This is a genomic window from Curtobacterium sp. AB7, from assembly GCF_044909335.1.
In the GTDB taxonomy this organism is placed as follows: Bacteria; Actinomycetota; Actinomycetes; order Actinomycetales; family Microbacteriaceae; genus Curtobacterium.
This window is the reverse complement of the sequence record NZ_JBIYED010000005.1, coordinates 240,532-264,735: the sequence shown is the minus strand read 5'-3', so window position 1 is coordinate 264,735 and position 24,204 is coordinate 240,532. Positions and strand designations below refer to the sequence as shown.

General features: G+C 71.7%; 19 protein-coding genes, 1 tRNA gene and 1 riboswitch. Of the genes, 10 read left to right on the top strand and 10 right to left on the bottom strand.

Features of this window, described 5'->3' with window-relative positions; all coding sequences use genetic code 11:
- Positions 1-3 precede the first annotated feature (3 nt).
- The 4 genes from ABH929_RS12965 (at position 4) to ABH929_RS12950 (ending at position 3,639) form a co-directional block, all read left to right on the top strand.
- Entirely contained in the window at positions 4-825 is an 822-nt protein-coding gene (locus ABH929_RS12965; RefSeq protein ID WP_404561528.1) for a DUF4397 domain-containing protein, read from the top strand.
- Between the two features lie 101 nt (positions 826-926).
- On the top strand, positions 927-2,081 hold the full coding sequence (locus ABH929_RS12960; protein ID WP_404561527.1) for a glycosyl hydrolase family 8: 1,155 nt from the start codon (positions 927-929) through the stop codon (positions 2,079-2,081).
- On the top strand, positions 2,078-2,800 hold the full coding sequence (locus tag ABH929_RS12955; RefSeq protein WP_404561526.1) for a class F sortase: 723 nt from the start codon (positions 2,078-2,080) through the stop codon (positions 2,798-2,800). The genes ABH929_RS12960 and ABH929_RS12955 overlap by 4 nt, the downstream gene beginning before the upstream one ends.
- A gap of 44 nt (positions 2,801-2,844) precedes the next feature.
- Positions 2,845-3,639: a polyprenol monophosphomannose synthase gene (locus ABH929_RS12950; protein ID WP_404561525.1), complete on the top strand. Its 795-nt coding sequence runs from the start codon at positions 2,845-2,847 to the stop codon at positions 3,637-3,639.
- Positions 3,640-3,843: 204 nt separating this feature from the next.
- Here the strand turns inward: ABH929_RS12950 and treZ are convergent, their stop codons facing one another.
- The 3 genes from treZ to glgX are packed head-to-tail and all read right to left on the bottom strand — an operon-like array spanning position 3,844 to position 10,330.
- Positions 3,844-5,598, bottom strand: coding sequence for a malto-oligosyltrehalose trehalohydrolase (gene treZ / locus ABH929_RS12945; protein WP_404561524.1), 1,755 nt, complete (start codon positions 5,596-5,598; stop codon positions 3,844-3,846).
- Entirely contained in the window at positions 5,595-8,099 is a 2,505-nt protein-coding gene (gene treY / locus ABH929_RS12940) for a malto-oligosyltrehalose synthase (protein ID WP_404561523.1), read from the bottom strand. The genes treZ and treY overlap by 4 nt, the downstream gene beginning before the upstream one ends.
- On the bottom strand, positions 8,096-10,330 hold the full coding sequence (gene glgX / locus ABH929_RS12935; protein WP_404561522.1) for a glycogen debranching protein GlgX: 2,235 nt from the start codon (positions 10,328-10,330) through the stop codon (positions 8,096-8,098). Before glgX ends, treY begins: the two co-directional genes overlap by 4 nt.
- Positions 10,331-10,459: 129 nt before the next feature.
- On the opposite strand from glgX, the gene ABH929_RS12930 reads away from it, so the two are divergent.
- The 4 genes from ABH929_RS12930 to ABH929_RS12915 all read left to right on the top strand — a co-directional run bounded on the left by ABH929_RS12930 (position 10,460) and on the right by ABH929_RS12915 (position 14,787).
- Complete coding sequence (locus ABH929_RS12930; protein WP_111086838.1) at positions 10,460-10,780, top strand: hypothetical protein; 321 nt, start codon at positions 10,460-10,462, stop codon at positions 10,778-10,780.
- A 99-nt stretch (positions 10,781-10,879) separates the two neighbouring features.
- Positions 10,880-10,991: riboswitch (TPP riboswitch) on the top strand.
- Complete coding sequence (locus ABH929_RS12925) at positions 10,987-11,625, top strand: ECF transporter S component (RefSeq protein ID WP_404561521.1); 639 nt, start codon at positions 10,987-10,989, stop codon at positions 11,623-11,625. It overlaps the preceding riboswitch by 5 nt.
- Before the next feature lie 41 nt (positions 11,626-11,666).
- Complete coding sequence (locus tag ABH929_RS12920; RefSeq protein ID WP_404561520.1) at positions 11,667-14,108, top strand: ATP-binding cassette domain-containing protein; 2,442 nt, start codon at positions 11,667-11,669, stop codon at positions 14,106-14,108.
- Positions 14,101-14,787 (top strand): ATP-binding protein, encoded by a 687-nt coding sequence (locus tag ABH929_RS12915; protein WP_404561519.1) that lies wholly within the window; start codon positions 14,101-14,103, stop codon positions 14,785-14,787. Before ABH929_RS12920 ends, ABH929_RS12915 begins: the two co-directional genes overlap by 8 nt.
- A gap of 125 nt (positions 14,788-14,912) precedes the next feature.
- On the opposite strand, the gene ABH929_RS12910 is transcribed toward ABH929_RS12915, so the two are convergent.
- A complete protein-coding gene (locus ABH929_RS12910; protein WP_263091779.1) occupies positions 14,913-16,283 on the bottom strand; it encodes an MFS transporter in 1,371 nt (456 codons plus the stop codon).
- Between the two features lie 102 nt (positions 16,284-16,385).
- Between ABH929_RS12910 and ABH929_RS12905 the strand changes: the two genes are divergently transcribed.
- Together ABH929_RS12905 and ABH929_RS12900 are read left to right on the top strand one after the other, a co-directional pair.
- Positions 16,386-17,807: an LLM class flavin-dependent oxidoreductase gene (locus ABH929_RS12905; RefSeq protein WP_263091780.1), complete on the top strand. Its 1,422-nt coding sequence runs from the start codon at positions 16,386-16,388 to the stop codon at positions 17,805-17,807.
- Positions 17,804-19,069, top strand: coding sequence for an acyl-CoA dehydrogenase family protein (locus ABH929_RS12900; protein ID WP_404561518.1), 1,266 nt, complete (start codon positions 17,804-17,806; stop codon positions 19,067-19,069). Before ABH929_RS12905 ends, ABH929_RS12900 begins: the two co-directional genes overlap by 4 nt.
- Before the next feature lie 37 nt (positions 19,070-19,106).
- On the opposite strand, the gene ABH929_RS12895 is transcribed toward ABH929_RS12900, so the two are convergent.
- From ABH929_RS12895 to ABH929_RS12870, 6 genes are all read right to left on the bottom strand, one after another.
- Complete coding sequence (locus ABH929_RS12895) at positions 19,107-20,471, bottom strand: acyltransferase family protein (RefSeq protein ID WP_404561517.1); 1,365 nt, start codon at positions 20,469-20,471, stop codon at positions 19,107-19,109.
- Positions 20,472-20,549: 78 nt separating this feature from the next.
- Complete coding sequence (locus ABH929_RS12890; protein WP_240347704.1) at positions 20,550-20,894, bottom strand: metallopeptidase family protein; 345 nt, start codon at positions 20,892-20,894, stop codon at positions 20,550-20,552.
- Positions 20,895-21,018: 124 nt separating this feature from the next.
- Positions 21,019-21,094: transfer RNA gene (locus tag ABH929_RS12885), tRNA-His, on the bottom strand.
- Between the two features lie 75 nt (positions 21,095-21,169).
- The gene (orn, locus tag ABH929_RS12880; protein ID WP_205464185.1) at positions 21,170-21,808 is read right to left on the bottom strand and encodes an oligoribonuclease; all 639 of its coding nucleotides are present in this window, start codon (positions 21,806-21,808) and stop codon (positions 21,170-21,172) included.
- Between the two features lie 707 nt (positions 21,809-22,515).
- Complete coding sequence (locus tag ABH929_RS12875) at positions 22,516-23,757, bottom strand: MFS transporter (protein WP_404561516.1); 1,242 nt, start codon at positions 23,755-23,757, stop codon at positions 22,516-22,518.
- Positions 23,754-24,197: a MarR family winged helix-turn-helix transcriptional regulator gene (locus ABH929_RS12870; RefSeq protein ID WP_263091784.1), complete on the bottom strand. Its 444-nt coding sequence runs from the start codon at positions 24,195-24,197 to the stop codon at positions 23,754-23,756. Before ABH929_RS12870 ends, ABH929_RS12875 begins: the two co-directional genes overlap by 4 nt.
- Between the last annotated feature and the right edge of the window lie 7 nt (positions 24,198-24,204).

Here is a 24,204-nt window from a genome sequence, read left to right as displayed (position 1 = left end):
ACCATGACCGCACACACCCAGCGACGCCGCACCGTCGTCGTCGGCGCACTCGCAGCGACCCTCGTCGCAGCGACCGTCGGACTCGCAGCACCCCAGACCGCCTCCGCCGCCACCTCCGACGAGGGCTGGCTCCGCGTCGGCCACCTCTCGCCCGACACCAAGGGCGTCGACGTCGAACTGTCCAGCCTGTCCGGCGGCAAGACGGTCTTCGAGCTCGACGACGTCACGTACGGCCAGGTCAGCAAGTACCAGGAGCTCCCGGTCGGCACCTACGTGCTGTCGATGCGTGCCTCGGACGCCCCGGACTCGACGCCGGTGATCTCCACCGACGTGACGGTCGACAAGGGCGACGCGAGCACGGTCGTCGCGTACGGCACGAACACCGACCTCAAGACGACGGCGTTCACCGACGACCTGCAGCAGCCCGGCGACGGCAAGGCGAAGCTCCGGCTGGTCCAGGCCGCCACCACGGCGAAGCAGGTCGACGTGAGCACCTCCGAGGGCACCGCCATCGCCGAGGGAGCGAAGTTCGGCACCGCCACCAAGTACGCCACCGTCGACTCCGGCAAGTGGACGCTCGACGTCTCCGGCAGCGGCCAGCAGGGCACCGCCAGTGTCGACCTCGCGGGCAACACCGTCTCCACCCTGTTCGTCCTCGACGACAGCAAGGGCGACCTGACGGTCGTGCCGGTCACGGACGCCGCGGCCACCGCCGCGACGCCGACCGGCGGCGTGCAGACGGGTGGCGGCGGCGCAGCCGCCGACCGCCCGATGACGGAGGCCGTGCACACGGCCATCGCAGCGCTCCGCTCGCTGTACCGCTGACGCCCTGGCCGGGAGGCACGGATCACGTCCGCCGACACGCTCACGTGATCCGGTCCTCCCGTCCAGTGCCGTCGTCACCATCCACGGAAAGGCAGGCCAGCATGACCCGCAGGACCTGGATACCCGTCACCGCCGCAGCGGCGGTGGTCGTCGCCGTCGGCGTTGCGCTCATCGCGGTTCGCCCGTGGGGGCAGGACACCGAAGCCGGAAGCGGCTCGGTCGCCACCCCGACCTCGACCAGCGCGCCCGACGCGGCACGCTCCCCGAAGGAGCTCCGCACGGAGTTCCTCGACCGCTACGTGCAGGACGGCCGCGTCGTCCGCACCGACCAGGGCGACGACACCGTCAGCGAAGGACAGGCCTACGGGCTGCTCATCGCCTTCGCGAACGGTGACCGCGACCGGTTCGACGACATCTGGAAGTGGACGAAGACGCACATGCTGACCGACGACGACCTGCTCGCCTGGCGTTGGACGCCCGACGACGGTGTCGCCGACGAGCAGCCCGCGAGCGACGCCGACCTCGACGCCGCGCGGGCCCTGGTGCTCGCCGGTGATGCCTGGGGCGAGGACCGCTACACGGCAGCCGGCAAGCGCATCGCCTCGGCGATCCTGGAGCACGAGACCGCGACCACGGAACTCGGCACGATCCTGCTGCCCGGGCCGTGGGCGGACTCCGAGCCGTACCGGTACAACGCCTCGTACGCGTCGCCGGCAGCCTTCGCGGTGCTGGCGAAGGCCACGGGCGACGACCGCTGGACCGCGCTGAACCGTGGTTCCCGCGCGGCGACGGCGGCGGTGCTCGACGAGTCGCAGCTGCCGAGCGACTGGTCGCAGGTGCACGCCGACGGCACCGTCGACCCGATGCCCGCCACCGGAGGGGACCAGCGCGTGCTGTACGGCTACGACGCGATGCGGACGCCCGTCCGCTACGCCGAGGCGTGCTCCGCCGACGACCGTGCCCTCGCCGGGTCGCTCGCCCCGACCCTGCGTCGGACGACGCAGCTCGCGGCCCAGCTCGACCTGGGCGGCACCGCCGTGACCGGGGACACGAACGCCCTGGCGTACACCGCCCGTGCCGCCGCCGAGTACGCGGCCGGTTCCTCCGGTGCTGCCGCCGACGACCTGGAGCGGGCCGACCGGACGGCTGCCACCACGCCGACCTACTACGGGGACGCCTGGGCGGCACTCGGTTCGACCATGCTCACGTCGGACGTGCTCGGTGGCTGCGGGACGAAGGCCGGAGGCACGTCATGACCGGCCGACGGTCCGCCGGGCGCGGTCCGGAGTTCCGGCGTCGTGGCGTGGTGATCGGGGCGGTGCTGGCCGCGGTCGTCGTGGGCGGCGGCGTCACCGGCGTGGCACTCGCGTCGACCGTCGGCAGTGACGGGTCGGACGGGCGGGCCGATTCGGTGCCGTCTGGGTCGGCTTCGGCTTCTGCTTCTGCTGGGTCGGATTCTGCGGGGTCTGCGTCTGACCGGCCGGGCATCGAGGGGTTCCAGGACCCGGCGGCACCCGCTGCCCGATCCGCGGCGACCCCCGTCAGCGTCTCGATCCCCGCGATCGGCGTGCAGTCGAACCTCGAGGACCTGCACCGCGGCTCCGCCGGTGAACTCGATCCGCCCGTCGACTGGGACAGCGCCGGGTGGTTCAGCGACGGCATCGTCCCCGGTGAGGTCGGCCCCGCCGTCATCGCCGGCCACGTCGACAGCCCGACGAGCGCCGCGGTGTTCTTCCGGCTCGACGAACTGGTCGCCGGCGACGAGATCCACGTCGCGATGTCCGACGGCACCACCCGCACCTTCACCGTCGACCGCTCGGAACGCGCCGCCAAGTCGGCGTTCCCGACGAGCGACGTCTACGGCACCACCCCCACCCCCCAACTCCGACTGATCACCTGCGACGGCGTGTTCGACACCGCCACCGGGCACTACACGGACAACCTGATCGTGTTCGCAGACCTCTCGTCGGACTGACCCATGACCGACCGATACATTCGATGTGGAGCACGAGGAGCACCATGAGCGAGACCCTGGTCATCATCCCGACCTACGACGAGGCGGAGAACGTCCGTCCCATCGTCGAGCGTACGCTCGCCGCGACGGACGACGGAGTCCACGTACTCGTCGTCGACGACAACTCGCCCGACGGCACCGGTGACATCGCCGACGCGATCGCCCGCGAGTCCGACCGGGTGCACGTCATGCACCGCACGGTGAAGGACGGCCTCGGCGGCGCGTACCTGTCCGGGTTCGCGTGGGGCCTCGAGCACGGGTACGCCAAGCTCGTCGAGATGGACGCCGACGGGTCGCACCACCCCGAGTACCTGCCGTGGATGCTCGAGCTCGCCGACACGAACGACCTCGTCCTCGGGTCCCGCTGGATCAAGGGCGGCAAGGTCGAGAACTGGCCCTGGTACCGCGAACTGCTCTCCCGCGGCGGCAACCTCTACACGCGCCTGGCCCTCGGCATCGCCGTCCGCGACGCCACCGGCGGGTTCCGGGTCTTCACCTCGCAGGCGTTCGAGCGGATCGACCTGGCCGGCGTCGCCTCGAAGGGCTACTGCTTCCAGGTCGACCTGTGCTGGCGTGCCCTCGAGGCCGGTCTGCGGGTCGTGGAGACCCCGATCACGTTCACCGAGCGGGAGTTCGGCGTCTCGAAGATGAGCGGCAACATCGTGCGCGAGAGCCTGGCCCTCGTGACGAAGTGGGGCATCGACCGCCGCATCCGCGAGACCCGTTCCCTGGTCAAGGACCACCGGAAGCTGCCGTCCGTGCGCACCAACGCACACGCCGTGGCCGATCACGCCTCCTGACCCGCTGGCGTACCGTTCGACGTCGGCGCGCGCCGTCGGCGCCGCAGCGTCGGTGCGGCAGCGTCGTACCGCGGCGTCGGTACCGCGGCGTCGGTACCGCGGCGTCGTACCGCGAAAGCGACAGTGTCCCGTGAACCGTTCGCGGGACACTGTCGCTTTCGCGGATCGGGCGCCCATGGGCAGCCCGTGCGATGAGCGCAGCGACTAGCGCAGCACCACCACGCCGCGCCCGCGGAACCGCACGCAGTCCGTCGCGACCTCGGCCGCCCCGAACCGGTACAGCTCGTCGCCGGTGGCACCGGGGACCGGCACCTCGGCTGCGTCGTCGAGGAAGTTCACCACGACGTGCACGGGTGCCACGTCCGGTCCGAGCAGCCCACGCGTGAGCACCAGCCACCGCCGGTCCTCGCTGAACCGCACGGCGTTCGCCTCGTACCGGTGGTCGACGAAGGCCTGGTCGGTGCGGCGCAGGGCGACGAGCACCCGGTAGGCGCGCAGGATCGCCGCACCCCGCTCGGAACTGACGTCGGCCCAGTCGAGCTTCGAGTTCGTGAACGTCGTCGGGTCCTGCGGGTCCGGCACGGCCGACTCGTCCCAGCCGTGCTCCGCGAACTCGCGGATGCGGCCCTCGGCCGTCGCCTTCCCGAGCTCGGGCTCCGGGTGCGACGTGAAGAACTGCCACGGCGTCGTCGCGGCGAACTCCTCACCCATGAACAGCATGGGTGTGAACGGGCCCAGCAGTGTCAGCGCCGCAGCGATGACGAGGCCTTCGTCGTCGAGCGTCGCCGCCAGACGGTCGCCCGCCGCGCGGTTGCCGATCTGGTCGTGGTTCTGGTTCGTGACCACCAGGGCCGTCGCCGGGGAGGTCCCACGGTCGATCGGCTGCCCGTGGCGCCGGCCACGGAACGACGACCACGTGCCGTCGTGGAAGAACCCGTGGTCGAGCACCTTCGCGAGCGCCGACAGCGGTGCGAAGTCGGCGTAGTAGCCGTTCGTCTCGCCCGTCAGCGCCACGTGCACGGCGTGGTGGAAGTCGTCGGACCACTGTCCGGCGAGTCCGTACCCGGCGGCTTCCCGCGGGCGGAACATCACCGGGTCGTTGAGGTCCGACTCGGCGATCAACGACAGCGGACGACCGACGAAGGAACCGTAGGCGTCCGTCTCGTCGGCCATCTCGGCCAGGACGTGCGGCCGCGTGGTGTCGCGGATCGCGTGCACGGCGTCGAGCCGGAGCCCGTCGACGTGGTGGTCGCGGAACCACATGCGCACGTTGTCGAGCACGTACCGACGGACCTCGGGGTGCTCGACGTTCACCGAGTCGCCCCACGTGTTCGCGAGCCCCTGCACCAGGTACGGCCCGTACAGCGGCAGGTAGTTGCCGCTCGGCCCGAGGTGGTTGTAGACGACGTCCTGGATGACCCCCAGACCGAGCGAGTGCGCCGTGTCGACGAACCGGTCGTAGGCGTCGGGGCCGCCGTACGGGGCGTGCACCGCGTACCAGGCGACCCCGTCGTACCCCCAGTTCCACTCGCCGTTCACACCGTTCACGGGCAGCAGTTCGACGAACTCGACGCCGAGCTCGACCAGGTGGTCGAGCTTCTGCGCCGCCGCGTCGAGGGTGCCCTCCGGCGTGTAGGTGCCGACGTGCATCTCGTAGATCACGGCGCCGCGGGCCGGTCGTCCGGTCCACGACTCGTCGGTCCACGCGAAGCGCGCGGGGTCGACGACGGCGGACGTGCCGTGCACCCCGTCCGGCTGGAAGCGACTGCGGGGGTCGGGTCGGACCGCGTCGTCGTCGCCGAGGCGGAACCCGTAGCGGGCACCGACGACCGGCATGATCGCGTCGGTCGACCACCAGTCGTCGTCGGCCCGGGTCAGCGGGTACTCGACGTCGTCGACGACCAGCCGGACGCGGTCCGGCTCGGGCGCCCAGACGGCGTAACGGTCGGGTGCGGTCATGCGTGACCCTCCAGGATGTCGATCTCCGCTTGCGCGTCGGACTCGGTCGCCGCCGGGACGGTTCCACCGGTGGACCGGGAGGCCCGTTCCGCGTCGGACGCGTCGGTCACCGTGTCGGCGTGGCCGGGTTCCCCGACCGTGGCGGCCGGCACGAGCAGCGCGACCGGGTAGGTGGTGAGCAGGTCCGCGAGTGCGATGCCCCGGCTGGCCGGGAAGGTCTTGCCGGTGAGCAGGTCGACCCGGTCGACGGGGACGGCGTGCACGAGGGTGTCACCCCAGCCACCGACCCGTTCGAGGCCGATCGGCAGTCGTGTGGCGACCGTGACGGCACCGCCGCGGTCGAACGCGACGACGTGGTCCGCCGCGCTGCCCGTCGCTTCGAGCGCGAGGTACCGCGTGAAGAGCTCCGGCTGGTCGCGGCGGAGACGGAGTGCACGGGCGGTCACGAGGAGCTTCGCGGCGCCGTCGATCCCGATCGCCGGAAGGTCCTCGGGGCCGTCGTCGTCCGGGCCGTCGATCTCGGCGAGGACGTGGCGCCGTTCGGCGTAGTCCACGGCTCGGCGGTTGTCGGGGTCGACGAGGGACCGGTCCCAGAACTCGGTGCCCTGGTAGACGTCGGGGACGCCGGGAGCCGTGAGCTGCACGAGCTTCTGCGCGAGCCCGTTCGACCACCCCGCGGCGTCGATCTGCTCGTCGAGGGCGTCGAGCACGGCGACCACGTCCGGGTCGTCGAACGCTGCGTCGACGATCGCGTGCATCTGCTGCTCGAACGCCTCGTCGGGCTCAGTCCAGGTGGTGCTGTCACCGGCTTCGCGTGATGCCTTCTCGGCGTAGGCGTGCAGCCGCTCACGACTCGCGGGTCGGGCACCGACGATCGCCTGCCAGAGGAGGTCGGCGAACACGCGGTCCTCGAGCGGGACGAGGGACTGCAACCGGTCGAGTGTGTCGGCCCACTCGCTGCCGAGCTCGGCCAGGACCGCGATGCGTGCGCGGGTGTCCTCGCTGCGCTTCGTGTCGTGGGTGGTGAGCGTCGTCATGGTGTGCGGCCAGCTGCCGAGCCGGTCGCGCTGCGCCTGGTGGAAGTCGGCCACGGACACCGCGAACACGCTCGGGTCGCCACCGACCTCGCTCAGGGACGTCAAGCGAGAGGTGCGGTAGAACGCCGTGTCCTCGACGCCCTTGGCCATCACCATGCCGCTCGTCTGCTGCAGGCGGATCGCGGCGGCGTTCTCCGGGTCGACGAGCGCCGGGGCGATCCGGTCGATGACGTCGTCGAGGTCGGGACGTGCCTCGGCCGCGCGTTCGAGCGCCGCGATGAGGTGGTGCGCGCCCTCGGGCAGGTAGGTGCGGTAGGCGTCGAACGACGCCACGACCTCGGCGAGGGCATCGACGAGCCGTTCGTGCGTGATCGCGTCCGCGTCGGCGGTGACCGGCGCGAGCAGTCGGGCGAGCCGCTCGACCTCGCTGCCCAGGATCCCGTCGGCGATGCCGCGGCGGGTGTCGTGCGTGAGGCGCTGCCAGTCGGCTGGTTCCGCGCCCGACGCCGCGGTCAGCGAGGGTTCGCCCGCGGGGTCGACGAGCACGCGGTCCAGGACGCCCAGGGCGTCGTACCCGGTCGTGCCGTCGACGGGCCAGGAGCTCGGGAGCTCCTCGCCGGGTTCGAGGATCTTCTCGACGAGGGTGTACGCACCGCCGGTCAGCGCAGCGAGGTCCTGCAGGTAGCCGGCGGGGTCGTACAGGCCATCGGGGTGGTCGATGCGCAGGCCGTCGACGAGGCCGTCGCGGAACCAGCCGCCGATGACGCCGTGCGACGCCGCGAACACCTCGGGTTCCTCGACCCGGATGGCGGCGAGCGTGTTCACCGCGAAGAACCGGCGGTAGTTCAGCTCGTGGTCGGCACGCTTCCAGTGCACGAACGCGTAGTGCTGCAGCGCGTGCACGGCCTCGACCGAGTCGCCCGGGTGGGCGCTGCCCGGCGCGGTCGGGTACGCGGTGTCGCCGACCCGGAGCACCGGGCGCTCGGCGTCGGACGTGTCGAGCGTGACGGCTTCGAGCAGCCGGTCGTCGAGGACCGGCACCCGGACCTTGCCGTCGCCGGCGTCCCAGTCGACGTCGAACGCCCAGGCGACGGGGGAGCCCTGGCCGAGTTCGAGCAGGGACCACCACCACGGGTTGACCGCCGGGGTGGCGACCCCGACGTGGTTCGGGACGACGTCGACCAGCACGCCGAGCCCGACCGCGTGCGCGGCCTCGGCGAGGACCCGGAGGGCTTCGTCCCCACCACGGTCGGTGTCGACGTGCGTGTGGTCGACGACGTCGTAGCCGTGGTCCGAGCCGGGCTCCGACTGCAGGACCGGCGACAGGTACAGCCAGTCGGCGCCGAGGTCGTGCACGTAGTCGACGAGGTCGCGTGCCGCGGCCAGGTCGAAGTCCGCCGACACCTGCAGCCGGTACGTGGAGACGGGCACGCGACGCCCGGCTCCCGGTGTGCCGGCGCTCATCGTGCGGTGCCGCTCGGCGCGGTGGAACCGGCGGGGTTCGCTGGCGTCACGGCGTCCTGCGGGGACCGGAGCTCTGGATCGCCCTCGTGGTGCTGGACCTCGACCGGTGCGACGGAGACCTCGTGGTTCGGCTCGGCGCGGAGGACGATCATCGACCGGGCGGGGACGTCGAGCGGCGTGCCCGCCTCGACGATCTCGTCACGGGCGCCGGGCTCGGCGGTGTCGATGCGGACCGTCCAGCCGGGTGCGTACTCCTCGGGCGGCAGGGTGAAGGTCACGACGTCGTCGTGGGCGTTGAAGTACGTGATGAACGCCACGTCGGTGACGCGCTCGCCGCGGGAGTCGCGCCCGCGGATGCCGTCGCCGTTCAGGTACATGCCGACGCTCTTGCCGAAACCGGAGTCCCAGTCCTCCGGCGACATCGCGTCGCCCTCGGGCGTGAGCCAGACCACGTCGGGCAGCGGCTCGTCCTGACCACGGCGCACCGGGCGCCCGTTGAAGTACCGGGTGCGGCGGAACGTCGGGTGGTCGTGGCGCAGCTTGACCACGTCGGCGGTGAACTGGACGAGGTCGTCGTCCGCGGACTCCCAGTCGATCCAGCTGAGCTCGGAGTCCTGCGCGTAGACGTTGTTGTTGCCGGACTGCGAACGGCCGAGTTCGTCACCGTGGGCGATCATCGGCACGCCCTGGCTGAGGAGCAGCGTCGCCAGGAAGTTCCGGCGTCGCTGGAGCCGCAGGGCGTTCACGGACTCGTCGTCCGTCGGACCCTCGGCGCCGGAGTTCCAGGACCGGTTGTGGCTCTCGCCGTCGTTGTTGTCCTCGCCGTTGGCGTCGTTGTGCTTCTCGTTGTAGGCGACGAGGTCGTACAGCGTGAAGCCGTCGTGCGCGGTGATGAAGTTGATGCTGGCCTTGGGCGTGCGGCCGTCGTGCTCGTACAGGTCGGCCGAGCCGGAGATGCGCGAGGCGAACTCACCGAGCGTCGATGACTCGCCGCGCCAGAAGTCGCGCACGGTGTCGCGGTACTTGCCGTTCCACTCCGACCACTGGGGCGGGAAGTTGCCGACCTGGTAGCCGCCGGGGCCGACGTCCCAGGGCTCGGCGATGAGCTTGACCTGCGACACGACTGGGTCCTGCTGCACGAGCTCGAAGAACGCGGACAGCCGATCGACCTCGTAGAACTCGCGGGCGAGCGCCGAGGCGAGGTCGAAGCGGAAGCCGTCGACGTGCATCTCGGTCACCCAGTAGCGCAGCGAGTCGAGGATGAGCTGCAGCGAGTGGGGGTGCCCGACGTTGAGCGAGTTCCCGGTGCCCGTGTAGTCCATGTAGAACTTCTTGTCGTCGTCGACCAGGCGGTAGTACGCCGCGTTGTCGATGCCTCGGAACGACAGCGTCGGCCCGAGGTGGTTGCCCTCGGCGGTGTGGTTGTAGACGACGTCGAGCACGACCTCGATGCCGGCGCGGTGGAGCTCCCGCACCATCGTCTTGAACTCCTGCACCTGCTGGCCCTGGTCGCCCGAGGACGAGTACGAGGAGTGCGGCGCGAAGAAGCCGATGGTGTTGTAGCCCCAGTAGTTCGACAGCCCCTTGTCCTGCAGGGTCGAGTCGTTCACGAACTGGTGCACCGGCATGAGCTCGAGCGTCGTGACACCGAGTCGCTGCAGGTGCTCGATGACCGCCGGGTGCGAGACGCCGGCGTAGGTGCCGCGCTGCTCTTCGGGCACATCGGGGTGGGTCTCGGTGAGGCCCTTGACGTGCGCTTCGTAGATGACCGTCTCGCCGTAGGGCGTGCGCGGTGCGCGGTCGCCCTGCCAGTCGAAGAACGGGTTGATCACGACGCCCTTCATCATGTGCGCCGCGGAGTCGTCGTCGTTCGTCGAGTCCGGGTCGCCGAACGTGTAGGCGAAGAGCGACTGGTCCCAGTCGATCTCGCCGCTCGTCGCCTTGGCGTAGGGGTCGAGCAGGAGCTTGGACGGGTTGCAGCGTGCGCCGTTGTCGGGGTCGTACGGGCCGTGGACACGGAAGCCGTACTCCTGGCCGGGACCGATGTTCGGCAGGTAGGCGTGCCAGACGTAGGCGTCGACCTCGACGAGGGGGACGCACTCTTCGTTGCCGTCGGTGTCGAACAGACAGAGTTCGACGCGCTCGGCGACCTCGCTGAAGAGCGCGAAGTTCGTGCCGCTTCCGTCGTAGGTCGCCCCGAGCGGGTACGGGTTGCCGGGCCAGGTGTGCAAACGGTCCTCCAGGTGATGGTCGCGCCAACATATCGGTGACACCCGTCCGCGTCCGCAGACAAGCGCCAGCTGTGTACCCGTGCGCGCGTGGCCCGGCCTGTGGAGGAACGGACGAGTAGCGTCGCGCGCATGGCCAACATCGTCACGCAGATCGCAGACAAGGTACGCCCGATCGGCGTCTCCACGAACTACGGGGACCCCGTCGAGGTCGGCGACCAGACCCTCATCCCGGTGTCCCTCGGCTGGTTCGGCTTCGGGGGCGGTGGGGACGACGAGAACGGCGGCGGCGGTGGCGGCGGCGCGTCGATCCCGGTCGGCGCGTACATCCGTCGTCCCGGCAAGGACCTCGAGTTCGAGCCGAACCTCATCTCACTCGTCGCCGTGAGCATCCCGCTCGTCTGGGTGACCGGCACCGTGCTCCGCAAACTGGTGCGCGTCCTGAAGAAGTAGCGACACACCGGACGGGAGGCCCGTGGCGGACCCGCCACGGGCCTCCCGTCCGATGTGTGGTCGCGACCCGTCACGTGGACGCGACCACGTCTAGACTGCTGGGACACACACGGGAGTCCGGGACCGCCGGGCTGAGAGGGAGCGAGTGGCGCTCCGACCGTCGAACCTGATCCGGATCATGCCGGCGCAGGGAGGAGTCCAGCACCATGTCTTCTGGCACGTCATCAACCGTCCACACCGCCCCGCGGCGATCGCTGCGCTGGCGGGTCGTCGACATCGTCGTCGCGAGCGTGCTCGCGGTGGCACTCGGCGTCGTCTTCCGGCTGTGGGAGTTCGGCTACGAACCCATCAGCGCCGTCATGGACCTCGTCCTGCCGGGAACGAAGGCCCTGTTCGGCGGAGTGTGGTTGCTCGCCGGACCGCTCGTCGCGATCGTCGTCCGCAAGCCAGGCGCTGCGCTCTACGGCGAGATGGTCGCCGCGTCCGTCGAGGCACTGTTCGGCACGCAGTGGGGGTGGCTGACGCTCGAGGCCGGACTCGTCCAGGGGCTCGGCGCCGAGATCGTCCTCGCACTCTTCCTCTACCGCGTGTACCGGCTGCCGGTCGTCGTCCTGGCGGGCGCCGCAGCCGGCCTCGCGCTCGGAGTCAACGACACCGTGCTGTGGTACCCGGGTCTCGACGCCGCGTTCAAGGTCGTCTACGTCGTGTGCGCGATCGTGTCGGGTGCTGTCATCGCGGGCGCCGGCTCGTGGCTGATCGTCCGTGCGCTCGCACGCACCGGCGTGCTGTCCTCGTTCGCGGCCGGCCGGGAACACAGCCGGCGTCGGCCGCGCGAACTGGTGTGACGGTGTCGGCTCCGTCGTCGACGTCCCCGGACGTCGTCGGCGTGCGCGCCGCGCGCATCGCGTTCCGTGACTGGGGATGGCGCTACCCAGAGCGTGCCGAGTGGGCTGTCCGGGGCGTCGACCTGACCGTCGAGCCGGGGGAGCGGGTCGCGATCGTCGGGCCGTCCGGCTCCGGCAAGTCGACGCTGCTCCGGGCCGTGGCCGCCGTGCTGCCCGACGAACCCGACCCCACCGACGACACCGCAGCTTCCGTGCAGGGCTCGGTCCTGGTCGACGGTTCCGACCCCCGCGCGGTCCGCGGGCGTGTCGGCCTCGTCATGCAGGACCCTGAGGCGCACACCGTGATGTCGCGGATCGGCGACGACGTGGCCTTCGGGTGCGAGAACCTCGGCGTCCCGCGCAACGAGACCTGGGCACGGGTGCGGTCGGCGCTCACGGTCGTCGGACTCGAGTTGCCCCTCGGCCGTTCGACCGCGATGCTCTCCGGCGGCCAGCGGCAACGACTGGCGCTCGCCGGGGTGCTCGCGATGCGTCCGGGAGCCCTCGTGCTCGACGAACCGTGCGCGAACCTCGACCCGGCCGGCGTGGCCCAGGTGCACGACGCCGTCGCTGCGCTGCTCGACGAGACGGGGGCGACCCTGCTCGTGGTGGAGCACCGGATCGGCACCTGGCTCGACCTGGTCGACCGGCTCGTGCTGCTCGAGCCCGGCGGTGGGGTCGTCGCGGACGGCGCGCCTGCCGAGGTGCTCGCACGCCACGGCGCCGCGCTCACTGCGGCGGGGGTGTGGGTGCCCGGCGCCGAACCCGAGCGGGGCGCCGCCCGCGGACGGCTCCGTCCGGCTGCGCGAACGGGCGGAACACCCGGGTCGGCCGCCGAGGTGACCGCGGCATTCCGCCCGCTCGGCGAATCGGCGGGCTCGGGCATCGGCGAGGGGGCCCGCGCGGGGGCGGGCGTGCTGCTCGAGGCGCGGGACCTCGGGACCGGCCGGGCCAAGCGGCAGCGGGTGGGCAGCGGCATCGACCTCGGGCTCCGAGCCGGACAGGTCCTGGCGATCACGGGGCCGAACGGGATCGGCAAGTCGACGCTCGGCCTCACGCTCGCGGGGCTCCTGCCTCCGGCCGCGGGGGAGCTCGCCGCCACGACGGACCTCGCCGCCGGCCTCGACCCGGCGCCGCACACGTGGTCGAGCCGCGAACTCGCCGCCCGCATCGGCACCGTCTTCCAGGACCCCGAGCACCAGTTCGTCGCCGGCTCGGTCCGCGAAGAGGTCGAGGCCGGCCCCCGCGCGATCGGCGCTCCGGACGTCGCTGGCCGGGCGGACGCGCTCCTCGGCGAGTTCGGCCTCGCCCACCTCGCCGAGGCCAACCCGTTCACGCTGTCCGGCGGCGAGCAGCGACGGCTCGCCATCGCCGCGGTCGTCGCCGCGCGGCCGCCGGTCGTCGTGCTCGATGAACCGACCTCCGGGCAGGACCGGTCCACGTGGGACGCTGTCGTCCGGCACCTCGGCGCCCTCGCCGACGCCGGCACCACCGTCGTCGCCGTCACGCACGACCGCGACCTGATCCGGGCGCTCGACGCCGACGAGGTCGTACTCGGGTCGGACGGCGCCCGGCGCGTGGACCGCGACCAGGGGGGTGCGACGGCGACCGCCCCGAAGCCGAGGCCGATGTCGACGGGCCGAGCCGCGCCTCCAGGCCGAACCGACGCGACGACCGCCACCGACCCGACCGATCACCACCGCGGCGTCCGAGCCGTCCAACCGGTGGCCTCGCTCGTCGGCGTCCTCGCGCTCGGCGTGTGCCTCGTGCTGAGCCTGGACGTCGTGTCCGCAGCCGTCGCCCTCGCGGTCGAGCTCGCGCTCCTGCCACTCCTGCGGCTGCCGGTGCGGACACTGCTGCTGCGGGTGTCACCGGTCCTGGTGGCCGTGCCGCTCACGGCGGTGAGCATCGCGCTGTACGGACGACCCTCCGGACGGGAGTGGTTCGACTTCGGCTTCGCCCACGTCACCGACGGGTCGCTGACGCTCGCCCTGGCGACGGCGCTCCGCGTGCTCGCGGTGGGGCTGCCCGCGGTCGCGTTGTTCATCCGCGTCGACCCCACCGACCTGGCCGACGGGCTCGCACAGGTGCTGCGGCTGCCGGCACGGTTCGTGCTCGGGGCCCTCGCGGCCATCCGGATGATGACGTTGCTGGTGGACGACTGGCGGCAGCTCGCGATGGCGCGGCGTGCGCGAGGTCTTGCCGACACCGGGCGGCTGCGGCGCGGGGCGTCGATGGCGTTCGCGCTGCTGGTCCTGGCGCTGCGACGGGCGACGACGTTGGCGGTGGCGATGGAGTCGCGCGGGTTCGGGGCTCCCGGGCGACGCACGTGGGCAAGGGCCGCACGGTTCGCGTGGCCGGAGTGGGCGATGGTCGCTGTGCTCGTCGGGATCGGTGTCGCGTCGATCGCGGTCGCCGTGGCAGCGGGGACCTGGCGTGCGTGAGTCGGCGGACCCGGCGGATCCGGCGGACCCGGTGCACCCGGTGCACCCGGCGGACCCGGTGCACCCGGCGGACCCGGCGGACCCGGCGGACCCGGCGGACCCGGTGCACTCGGCGGACCCGGCTGGCCCGGCGGACCCGGCTGGCCCGGCGGACGGCGAGGGCCTCGCCGCAGGCGTCGCTGCGGCCGCGGCCGGTGCTGCGGCGGCATCGGGCGGGCGCCTCGTGGTCCTCGTCGACGGCCGTTCCGGCACCGGCAAGACGACCCTCGGCGCCCAGCTCGCGCAGGCGCTGGGGGCGCAGGTCGTGCACCTCGACGACGTCTACCCGGGGTGGGACGGACTCCGTGCGGCGGCCGACGCCGTGGTGCGCGACGTGCTCGGGCCTCCCAGCGGGTACCGCCGGTGGGACTGGGTGGCCGACGGCCCGGCTGAGTGGACCGCGGTCGACTCCGATCTGCCGATCGTGATCGAGGGCTGCGGGGCGGTGTCCCGGGCATCGGTGCCGCTGGCTTCGCTGGCGGTGTGGCTCGAGGCAGACGATGCGGTCCGCTGGGACCGGGCGATCGGCCGCGACGGCGACACCTTCGCGCGCGAGTGGGAACGGTGGGCGGCGCAGGAGCAGGACTTCATCGCCGCCGAGGACCCGGCGTCCCTGGCCGACGTGGTGCTGCGGACGTAGCGGGTCGGTCGCCGTGACCATCAGGCCGCCCCGAGTCTCGGGCTGGCCGCGCCGAGTCTCGGCTGGCCGCGCCGAGTCTCGGGCTGAGCGACAGTTCACGGGCTCACGAGCGAGAGAACTGTCGCTCACCGCGAGACTCGGCCCCGCGCAGCGCCCGCCCGCGCAGCGCCGCGCGCCCGCGCGACCGGATCCACCGCGAACACCGCCGCCACGACGGTCAGCACCGCGTACACCCCGAGGTACCCGCACAGGATCCACGGCGAGCCCCCACCGAGCTCCACGAACACCGCGGCGAGCAGCGGCGTCAGCCCCACCGAGAAGATCGACCCGATCTGGTACCCGAGCGACATCCCCGAGTACCGCCGTCCGGTCGGGAACTGCTCCGCGAACCAGGCTGCCTGCGGCCCGTAGATGCTGTCGTGGAAGACGCACATCCCGATCAGCGCCACGAGCGGCAGCAGCACGAGCGGCCCGGCGTCGAGGAACGCGAAGAACGGCCAGATGAGCACGGCGATCCCCACGGCCGACCAGATCGTGAGCACTCGGCGCCCCACCCGGTCGGACAGCCAGCCCCAGAACGGCGTCGACACGAGCGACACCGACGAGATGACGAGCACTGCCTGCAACCCGGCGTCCGAGCCCGACGGTCCCCGTACGGCCGCGAGGTAGGTCAGCGAGTACGTCGTCAGGATCGAGTACAGCGCGGGCTGCACCAGGCGCAGTCCGGCGGTCACCAGGATCGCGCGCGGGTGGTGCCGGATCGCCTGCCAGACCGGGAACCGTTCGACCCCGCCGGAGGCCCGCAGCTCCTGGAACACCGGCGCGTCCTGCACGCCGAGCCGGATGACCAGGCCGACCGCCACGATCACGGCGGAGAACAGGAACGGCAGCCGCCAGCCCCAGGCCAGGAACACCTCGTTGCCGAGCAGGGACCGCACCAGGGTGAACACGCCGGTCGCGAGCAGCATCCCACCCGCCGACCCCATCTGCGTGAACGCCCCGAACAGCCCGCGGTGCCGTTCGGGTGCGTGCTCGACGGACAGCAGCGCGGACCCGCCCCACTCCGCGCCGGCCGCGACGCCCTGCAGCAACCGCAAGAACACCAGCGCGACGACGGCACCGACCCCGATGGTCGCCGCCGACGGTACGACCCCGATCAGGGTCGACGCGATGCCCATCAGCACCAGGGACGCGACGAGCAGCTTCTTGCGTCCGATGCGGTCGCCCAGGTGTCCGGCGATCACCCCGCCGAGCGGCCGGGCGACGAAGCCGACCCCGTAGGTGGCGAACGACGCGATCACCCCGACCGCCGGCGTCACCGACGGGAAGAAGGTGGGCGCGAACACCAGGGCGGACGCCGTCGCGTACAGGTAGAAGTCGTAGTACTCGACGGTCGTGCCGACGAACGAGGCGAGAGCGACGCGACGGCGGGTCGCGGTGGTCGACGGTGCGGCGGAACGGCCGGGAGGCGCGGTGACGGTGCTCGGGGTCGGCATGCCTCAGGAGCATGGTCGCCTCCAGAGCCGGGGGGAACACCGCGCGTAACGGAGGGTCACGTCGCTGTCGTCAGGCGGTGCCCGCCGACCACGATGGGATGCATGAGCGATGCACCGAATCGACCGCTGCGCTTCGCGGCCTTCGTCATGAACACGACGTCGCACATCCAGCACGGCCTCTGGCGGCACCCCGACGCCCGTCAGGCGGACTTCGACGACGTCACGCTCTGGACCGACCTGGCGAAGACCCTCGAGCGCGGCCGGTTCGACGCGATGTTCTTCGCCGACGTCGTCGGGACCTACGGGCCGGGGCGCGGCGACTACTCGACCAACCTGCGCGAGGGGCTGCAGATCCCCTCGAACGATCCATCGGTGCTGCTCTCCGCGCTCGCCGTGTCGACCGAGCACCTCGGCCTGGCGTTCACGTCGAGCGTCATCCAGTCGCACCCGTTCGACTTCGCCCGCAAGGTCTCCACCCTCGACCACATCACCCGGGGCCGGATCGGCTGGAACGTCGTCACGAGCGCCCTCGACAGCGCCGCCCGGAACTTCGGCGCCGACCGGCTCGAGGAACACGACGAGCGGTACGTCTGGGCCGAGGAGTACCTCGAGGTCTGCGCGAAGCTCTGGGAGGGCTCGTGGGAGGACGGCGCCGTGCTGAAGGACCCGGTGCGTGGCTACGCCGACCCCGACAAGGTGCACCGCATCGACCACCACGGGAAGCGCTACGACGTGCAGGGGCCGCACCTGAGCGCGCCGAGCCCGCAGCGGACGCCGGTGCTGTTCCAAGCCGGCTCCTCGCCCGCCGGTCGGGCCTTCGCCGCACGGAACGCCGAGGCCCAGTTCATCCTGACCTCGAACCGCGACGCCACCGAGCAGCTCATCCGCGAGACCCGCGACCTCGCCCGGGCAGCCGGGCGTCGACGGGAGGACATCGCGTTCTTCCTCGGGCTGACCTTCGTCACCGGGTCCACCGAGGCCGAGGCGAAGGCCAAGGAAGCGGAGATCGACGAGTACCTGGCGGCCGACGGCTTCCTGGTGCACTCGAACCTCGGCTTCGACCCGGACACCGGCGAGGCCCTCGACCCGGACACCCCGCTGTCCGAGGTCCGCACCCACGCCGGGCAGTCGCACCTGCAGTGGCTCCGCGAAGCCGCCGGCGACCGCGAACCCACGATCGCCGACCTCGCACGCCTGTCCGCCAAGCTCCGTGCGCGGGTCGTCGGCACCCCGGAGCAGATCGCCGACGAACTCGCCGACTGGCAACGCGTCGGCGTCGACGGGGTGAACGTCATCAACTGGACGCTGCCCGGCTCGTACGAGGAGTTCGTCGACCACATCGCGCCCACCCTGCAGGAGCGTGGGCTGATGCAGTCCGAGTACCGCGAGGGAACCCTGCGCGAGAAGCTCTTCGGGCACGCGCAGCTGCCGGACTCGCACCCCGCCCGGCAGTGGCGCGGCGCGTTCTCCGGCGGCGCGAGCGGTGTGGCGGACGCGGCACGTGCCGTGGAGGTGACCGCATGACGGACGCGACGACGAGCGACGGACGGGTGACGGGCCTCCCGGCCGATCGTCTGGCGACCCTGCGCGAACGCTTCGCACCCGTGTTCGCGACCATCCGCGAGGGCGCGGTCGAGCGCGAGCTCGCCTCCGGCACCCCCGGCGACCGGCCGTTGCCGCACGCCGAGGTCCGGGCGCTCGCCGACGCCGGGTTCGGGCGGCTGCGCGTGCCGGAGGACCGCGGCGGGTTCGGCGTGAGCCTGGTCGAACTCGTGCACCTGGTTGCGGACCTGGCGGCCGCGGACTCGAACGTCGCGCACCTGTGGCGCGGTCACTTCGGGTACACCGAACTCGTGCTGCTCCGGCCATCGTCGGCCGGACGGGACGAGTGGCTCCAACGCATCGTCGACGGGGCGATCGTGGGGAACGCGACCTCGGAGCGGACCGGCACGACCCTGGCCGACATCTCGACGACGGTGACGCCGGCTGGCGATTCCCTCCGTCTCGACGGGCGGAAGTTCTACTCGACCGGCACGCTCTACGCCGACTGGATCTACCTGGCGGCGGACCGCTCGGGGGACCGCGTGACGTTCGCCGTGCCGGTGGACGCGCCGGGCGTGACGAGCGTCGACGACTGGGACGGGTTCGGGCAGCGGCTGACCGCGTCCGGCACCACGGTCTTCGAGGGTGTGCCGGTCGACCCCGCCGTGGTGTCGGCGTACAAGGACGCACCGCTGTCGCACATCCAGGCCTTCTTCCAGCTGTACCTGCTGGCCGTCCTGGCCGGCATCGGACAGGCGGTGTCCGACGATGCGGTCGCCTTCGTGCGGCCGCGGACCCGGACGTACATCCACGCGAACGCCGCCACTCCGGGGGAGGACCCGCAGGTCCTGGCGGTCCTCGGGCGGTTGTCCGCCGGGGCGTTCACCGCGCGGTCGCTCGTCGTCGCTGCCGCGGGGCTGCTCGACGCGGTGGTGGCGACGAACGAGCCGGGCGTCGGGGTCGACCACGCACTGCTCGATGCCGCCGAGAACGCCGTGTACCAGGCGCAGGTCGAGATCGGGCCGCGCGTGCTTCGGTCGGCGTCCGAACTGTTCGAGGTCGGGGGAGCCTCGGCGGCCGACCGCACCCGGGCGCTCGACCGGCACTGGCGGAACGCCCGCGTGGTGGCGTCGCACAACCCGGCCGTCTACAAGGAGCGGCTCGTGGGGGAGTACGCGCTGCACGGGCGGGGGCCGGTGGAGGCGTGGGAGAAGTACCACGAGGTGGGACCGACGCGGTTCTGACGGGCACTGTGCAGCGTCCGATGCCGGAGCTCGTGTGTCAGTCGCGCGTGCCGCTCGGTGGTCCCGCCGGTCGGCTTGGACGCGCCGCGTCGCCGGTTCCGCGCTTGCCCGACATCGTGTGGGTCCCGGGCGCCCCAGGCCCCCCAGACGCCGCAGGCCCCGCAGGCGCGTCGGGTCGTCGGTGTCGTGCGCCGCGCGGTCGGTCCGTTCCGCGGAGGAGCTCCGCCCTGCGAGGTTGCTCCGTCTCGCGGAGCTGTTCTGTCTCGCGCTGCGAGGGCAGCGGACGCGCATCGAACCGCTGGCAGTCACGCGTCGAGCTGGACGCGGGGAGGCCCGCCGGTGCCACGTCGGAGCGACGTCGCGATGGCGCCGCGAGCCGCATGGCCGGCCGTTCGACGAGCAACCAGCTCGCGATCGCGAACGGGATCGACCCGAGGATCGTGACGCCGGCGATCACCCAGGGCTCCGCGGTCGGTCTCACCAGGACGTGAGCGATCATCTGACCCACGGGCCAGCCGTACAGGTACACGCCGTACGAGACGTCGTGCCGCGCGGTGAGCCGGTCGCCACGCAGCCACGCCCCGGCGAGCACGCAGAGGACGGCGAGCGGAACGGGCGCCACCAGGACCGTGAACCCGGTCCCGGCACCCGCCACGAGCACCAGTGCCATCGCGCCGGCGAACCACGCTCGTGCCGGGAGTCGATCCGCGACGAGGAACACGAACGCGCCACCGAAGAAGAACGCCGTCGGTCGGAAGGCGACGCCCAGCGCTGTCGGAACCGAGATCACGTCAGCCGCGAGCGCGAGCGCGGCGCCGCCTGACAGGGCCATCCCCAGGAGCACTCCGCCGATGAGGAGCGATCGCCGCCGCAGCACCGCCACGAGGACACCGATGACGAGGTAGCACGCGAACTCGTACCCGAGCGTCCAGAAGGATCCGTTCCACACCCCGGGCAAGGGGACGTCCTCGATCGTCCCGGGGATGTCGTCCTGCATGATCTTGAGGAAGAGGTTGCGGAGCACGAACGAGACGCTCGCCCAGACACTCCACGACGCCTCGCCGAACGCGAGCACCGCGACCGGGGCGAAGCCGAACGCGATGACGAGCGTCACGGTGATGTAGGCGGGGTAGATGCGGAGGAACCTGCGGAGGACGAAGTCCGTCAACGCGGTCCGCATCCGGCTGCGCGTGATCAGGAATCCCGAGATGGCGAAGAACGCACCCACCGCCCAGTCGCCGATCGAGAGACCGCCGGCCGACGGTTCCCCGCTCCAACCGCCCATCGGCCAAGCGTGGGCGAGGATCACCGCCGACGCCAGGACGAGACGGATTGCGTTCAGGGCGTTCCGGCGGGAATCGAAGGCGGCTGCGAGCGACCGCGGCGAAGTTCTCGTTGGCATGGTCCTGCGAGCATGGCGTATTTTCGCCGCCGTCACTAAACATGTTGGATTCTGGTGAGAAACGGTTCCCGGAGCGCGTCACGCCCAGCCGAGCTCGTGCAGCCGCTCGTCGTCGATGCCGTAGAAGTGCCCGATCTCGTGGACGAGGGTGGTGTGCACCTCGTCCTTCAGCTCCTCGACGGTGTCGCACTCGGCCAAGTGCTGCTTGCGGAACACCACGATGCGGTCGGGCAGTTCACCGAAGCCGTACTGCCCGCGCTCGGTCGCCGCGATGCCGTCGTACACGCCGAAGAGCTCGTCGCCGTTCTCTGGTTCGTCCTCGACGACGAACACCACGTTGTCGAGCCCGTCGACCATCTCGTCGGGGAGCAGGTCGAGTTCGTCGGTCACGAGCTGCTCGAAGTCGTCGGCGGACATCTCCATCACGCAGGGATCGTCCCACACCGCGCTGACCACTCGCGGCGAAGCCGCACGGCACCGGAGGCGCCCGGACGAACACTGAGGGAGAGCCCCGGTTGCGTCACACGCAACAGGACTCTCCCTCGACTGGGGTGAATAACGGGTCTCGAACCCGCGACCTCCTAGACCACAACCAGGCGCTCTACCAACTGAGCTATATCCACCATGCACACACCGGCGGACCGGCGCGACCACTCAATAGTAGTACATGCTGCGGGCGGTGCTGACCACCCGTGTCGTCACTCGGCCGCAGGCTGGGCCAGGCGCGGTTCCCACTTCTCGACGACCTCGGCCTGGACGGCGCGGACGTCGTCGGTGGTCGGCCCGGGCTCGGCGACGAAGCCGGCGCGACGGTAGTACTCGAGCTCACGGATCGACTCGAGGATGTCCGCGAGCGCGCGGTGCCCGCCGTGCTTCTCCGGCGAGTTGAAGTACACGCGTGGGAACCAGCGGCGGCAGAGCTCCTTGATGCTCGACACGTCGACGCTGCGGTAGTGCAGGTGGCCGTCGACGCGGGGCATGTACTTGGACAGGAACGCACGGTCGGTGCCGATGGTGTTGCCGGCCAGGGGAGCGGTGCCCTCGGCGGGGACGTGCTCGAGGATGTACTCGAGCACCTGGTACTCGGCGTCCGCCAGGCTGACGCCGTTCGGGATCTCCTCGATGAGTCCCGACGTGACGTGCATGTTCGTCACGAACTCGTTCATGTTGTCGAGCGCGGACTGGTCCGGCTTGATCACGATGTCGAATCCGGGGTGCACGGGCTCGAGGTCGAAGTCGGTGATGACCACGGCCACCTCGACGAGTTCGTCGACCTCGAGGTCGAGGCCGGTCATCTCGCAGTCGATCCAGACGAGGCGGTCATTCGCGGTTGCCATGTGCACGATCCTATTCCCGGCCCGCGTGCGCCCCGTGCGCGGGTGGTGCGCGGCCGGTGCGGGGCTCGCGTCCGCGCTGGTGCGCGGTCGCGTCCCCCGAACCCGCGAGCGGGCGAAATGCCCGGGTCGCGTCGCGAAGCACACGGGTGTTTCGCCCGCTCGCGGGCGGCGGGGCCGGAGGCGCGTTGGGCGGTGGTGGTGACGGCACGGAGGCCCGGTGCCGGTCCGCGGGGCGGGTGCCGGGCCTCCAGGCTGGTCGCGTCCACTGCGCCCACCACGCGAGCGGGCGGAATGCCGCGGTCGCGGGGCGGGGTGACCCGGGCATTTCGCCCGCTCGGCGAGACGGTCGGGGGGAGCCGCGCTCTGGCCGCCCCGCGCCAGCGCGAGCGGGCGGAATGCCGCGGCCCGGCGGCGGGGTGACGCGGGTGTTTCGCCCGCTCGGCGAGCGGGCCGGCCGGGGGATGAGGCGGACGCACGCCGGGTGGTGACGGTGACCGCCTGGAGGCCCGGTGGCGGTCAGCCGGGCGGGCGCCGCGCCTCCAGACTGGTCGCGCCCAGTGCGCAGAGCGCGAGCGGGCGAAACACCCGGGCCGCGTCGGGAGGCACCCGGGTGTTTCGCCCGCTCGCGGAGACGGAGACGAACGCGGAGACGAACGCGGAGACGGAGACGGAGACGGAGACGGAGACGGAAGCGGCGAGCGGGGGAGTTAGGACATCTCGCCGGCGCCGATCGCCTCGGCCTCGACGCGCTCCGGCTCGGCACCGTCGTCCACGCGGCGCAGGACCTTCGTGGTGCAGAGGATGACGACGAACGCGACGGCGACGGACGCTCCGGCGAAGACGTACGCGGCTGAGGGGGCGTACGCGTCGGCGAGCAGGGTCGCGACGGGCGGGGCGATGGCGCCGCCGATGAAGCGGACGGCCGAGTAGGCGCTCGAGGCGACCGAGCGGGGCAGGTCCGTGGCCTCCATCACGCACTCGGTGAGGACCGTGTTCAGGACGCCGAGGACCAGACCACCGACGATGACGCAGATGATGAGGCCGACCTGCGAGTCCACGACGACGGCCGCGGCGAAGAGGTCGAGTGCCAGCAGGGGCAGCGCGATCTTCAACACGGTCGTCCTGCGGAGACGGGCGGTGAGCATCGGGGCGACCCAGACGGAGGTGATCGCGAGACCGAGCCCCCAGCCGAAGAACGTGCAGCCGATGCCGAGTGCACCGAACCCGAGTGGGAACGGCGTGTAGGCGAGCAGGACGAAGAAGCCGATGTTGTAGAACAGCGCGGTCGCGGCCAGTGCGGCGAGCGCGGGACGGCCGAGGGCACGGAACGGTGCCGAGAGCCTGGTGGGCGTGGGCTTCTCGAGGCTGCCGGTCTTGAGCAGCGCAACGATGGCGATGAACGCGACGGCCATCAGCGTGGTGACACCGAAGAACGGGCCGCGCCAGCTCACCGACCCGAGCAGGCCGCCGACGAGCGGGCCGACGGCGATGCCGAGACCGAGTGCTGCCTCGTACAGGATGATCGCCGAGGCGGTCCCGCCTGACGCTGCACCGACGATGGTCGCCAGGGCGGTGGAGATGAAGAGCGCGTTGCCGAGGCCCCAGCCGGCACGGAAGTCGATGATGCTCCACACGCTGTTCGACGTCGCGGCGAGGACCGAGAACACGACGATGAGCGCCAGACCGATGAGCAGGGTGCGCTTCGCGCCGATGCGGCTCGAGACCCAGCTCGTGAAGAACATCGCCACACCGGTGACGGCGAGGTAGCTCGTGAAGAGCAGTTCGGTCTGCGCCGGGGTCGCCTTGAGTGATGCGGCGATCGCGGGGAGGATCGGGTCGACGAGGCCGATGCCCATGAAGGCGACGACGCAGGCGAAGGCGATCGCCCAGACCGCTGAAGACTGCTTGAGGATGGAGCCGGACTGGCCGGCAGGTGCGTGGGCGTTCACGCGGTGGTCTCCGTTCTGGTGGGTGCTGTGCGCTGGGCGATCAGGACGGACGCGTGGTGCAGCACGTCCCAGTCGTCGTCGGTGAGGTCGGCGAACAACGGGCCGACCGTTTCGGTGAGCGTGGCGCGCCAGGCGGTGAGTCGGGCGCGGCCTGCGTCGGTGATCTCGATGAGCTGGCCGCGGGAGTCGTCGGGGTCGACGCTCCGTGTGACCAGACCGTCGGCGAGCATGCCGGTCACGAGTCGGGTCATCGTGGGCTGCGCGACGCGCGAGGCCGCCGCGAGTTCACCGAGCCGGAGCGGCTCGTCGGACTCGAGGATGCCGAGCGTGCGCCAGACCGCGGCCGACGTGGTGTTGCCCGTCGACTGCACGGCGCTGCGGATCAGGCGGTTGACGGAGACGAGGAGCGTCTCGACCGTCTGCGCTCGCGTTGTTTCCATAGCTGAA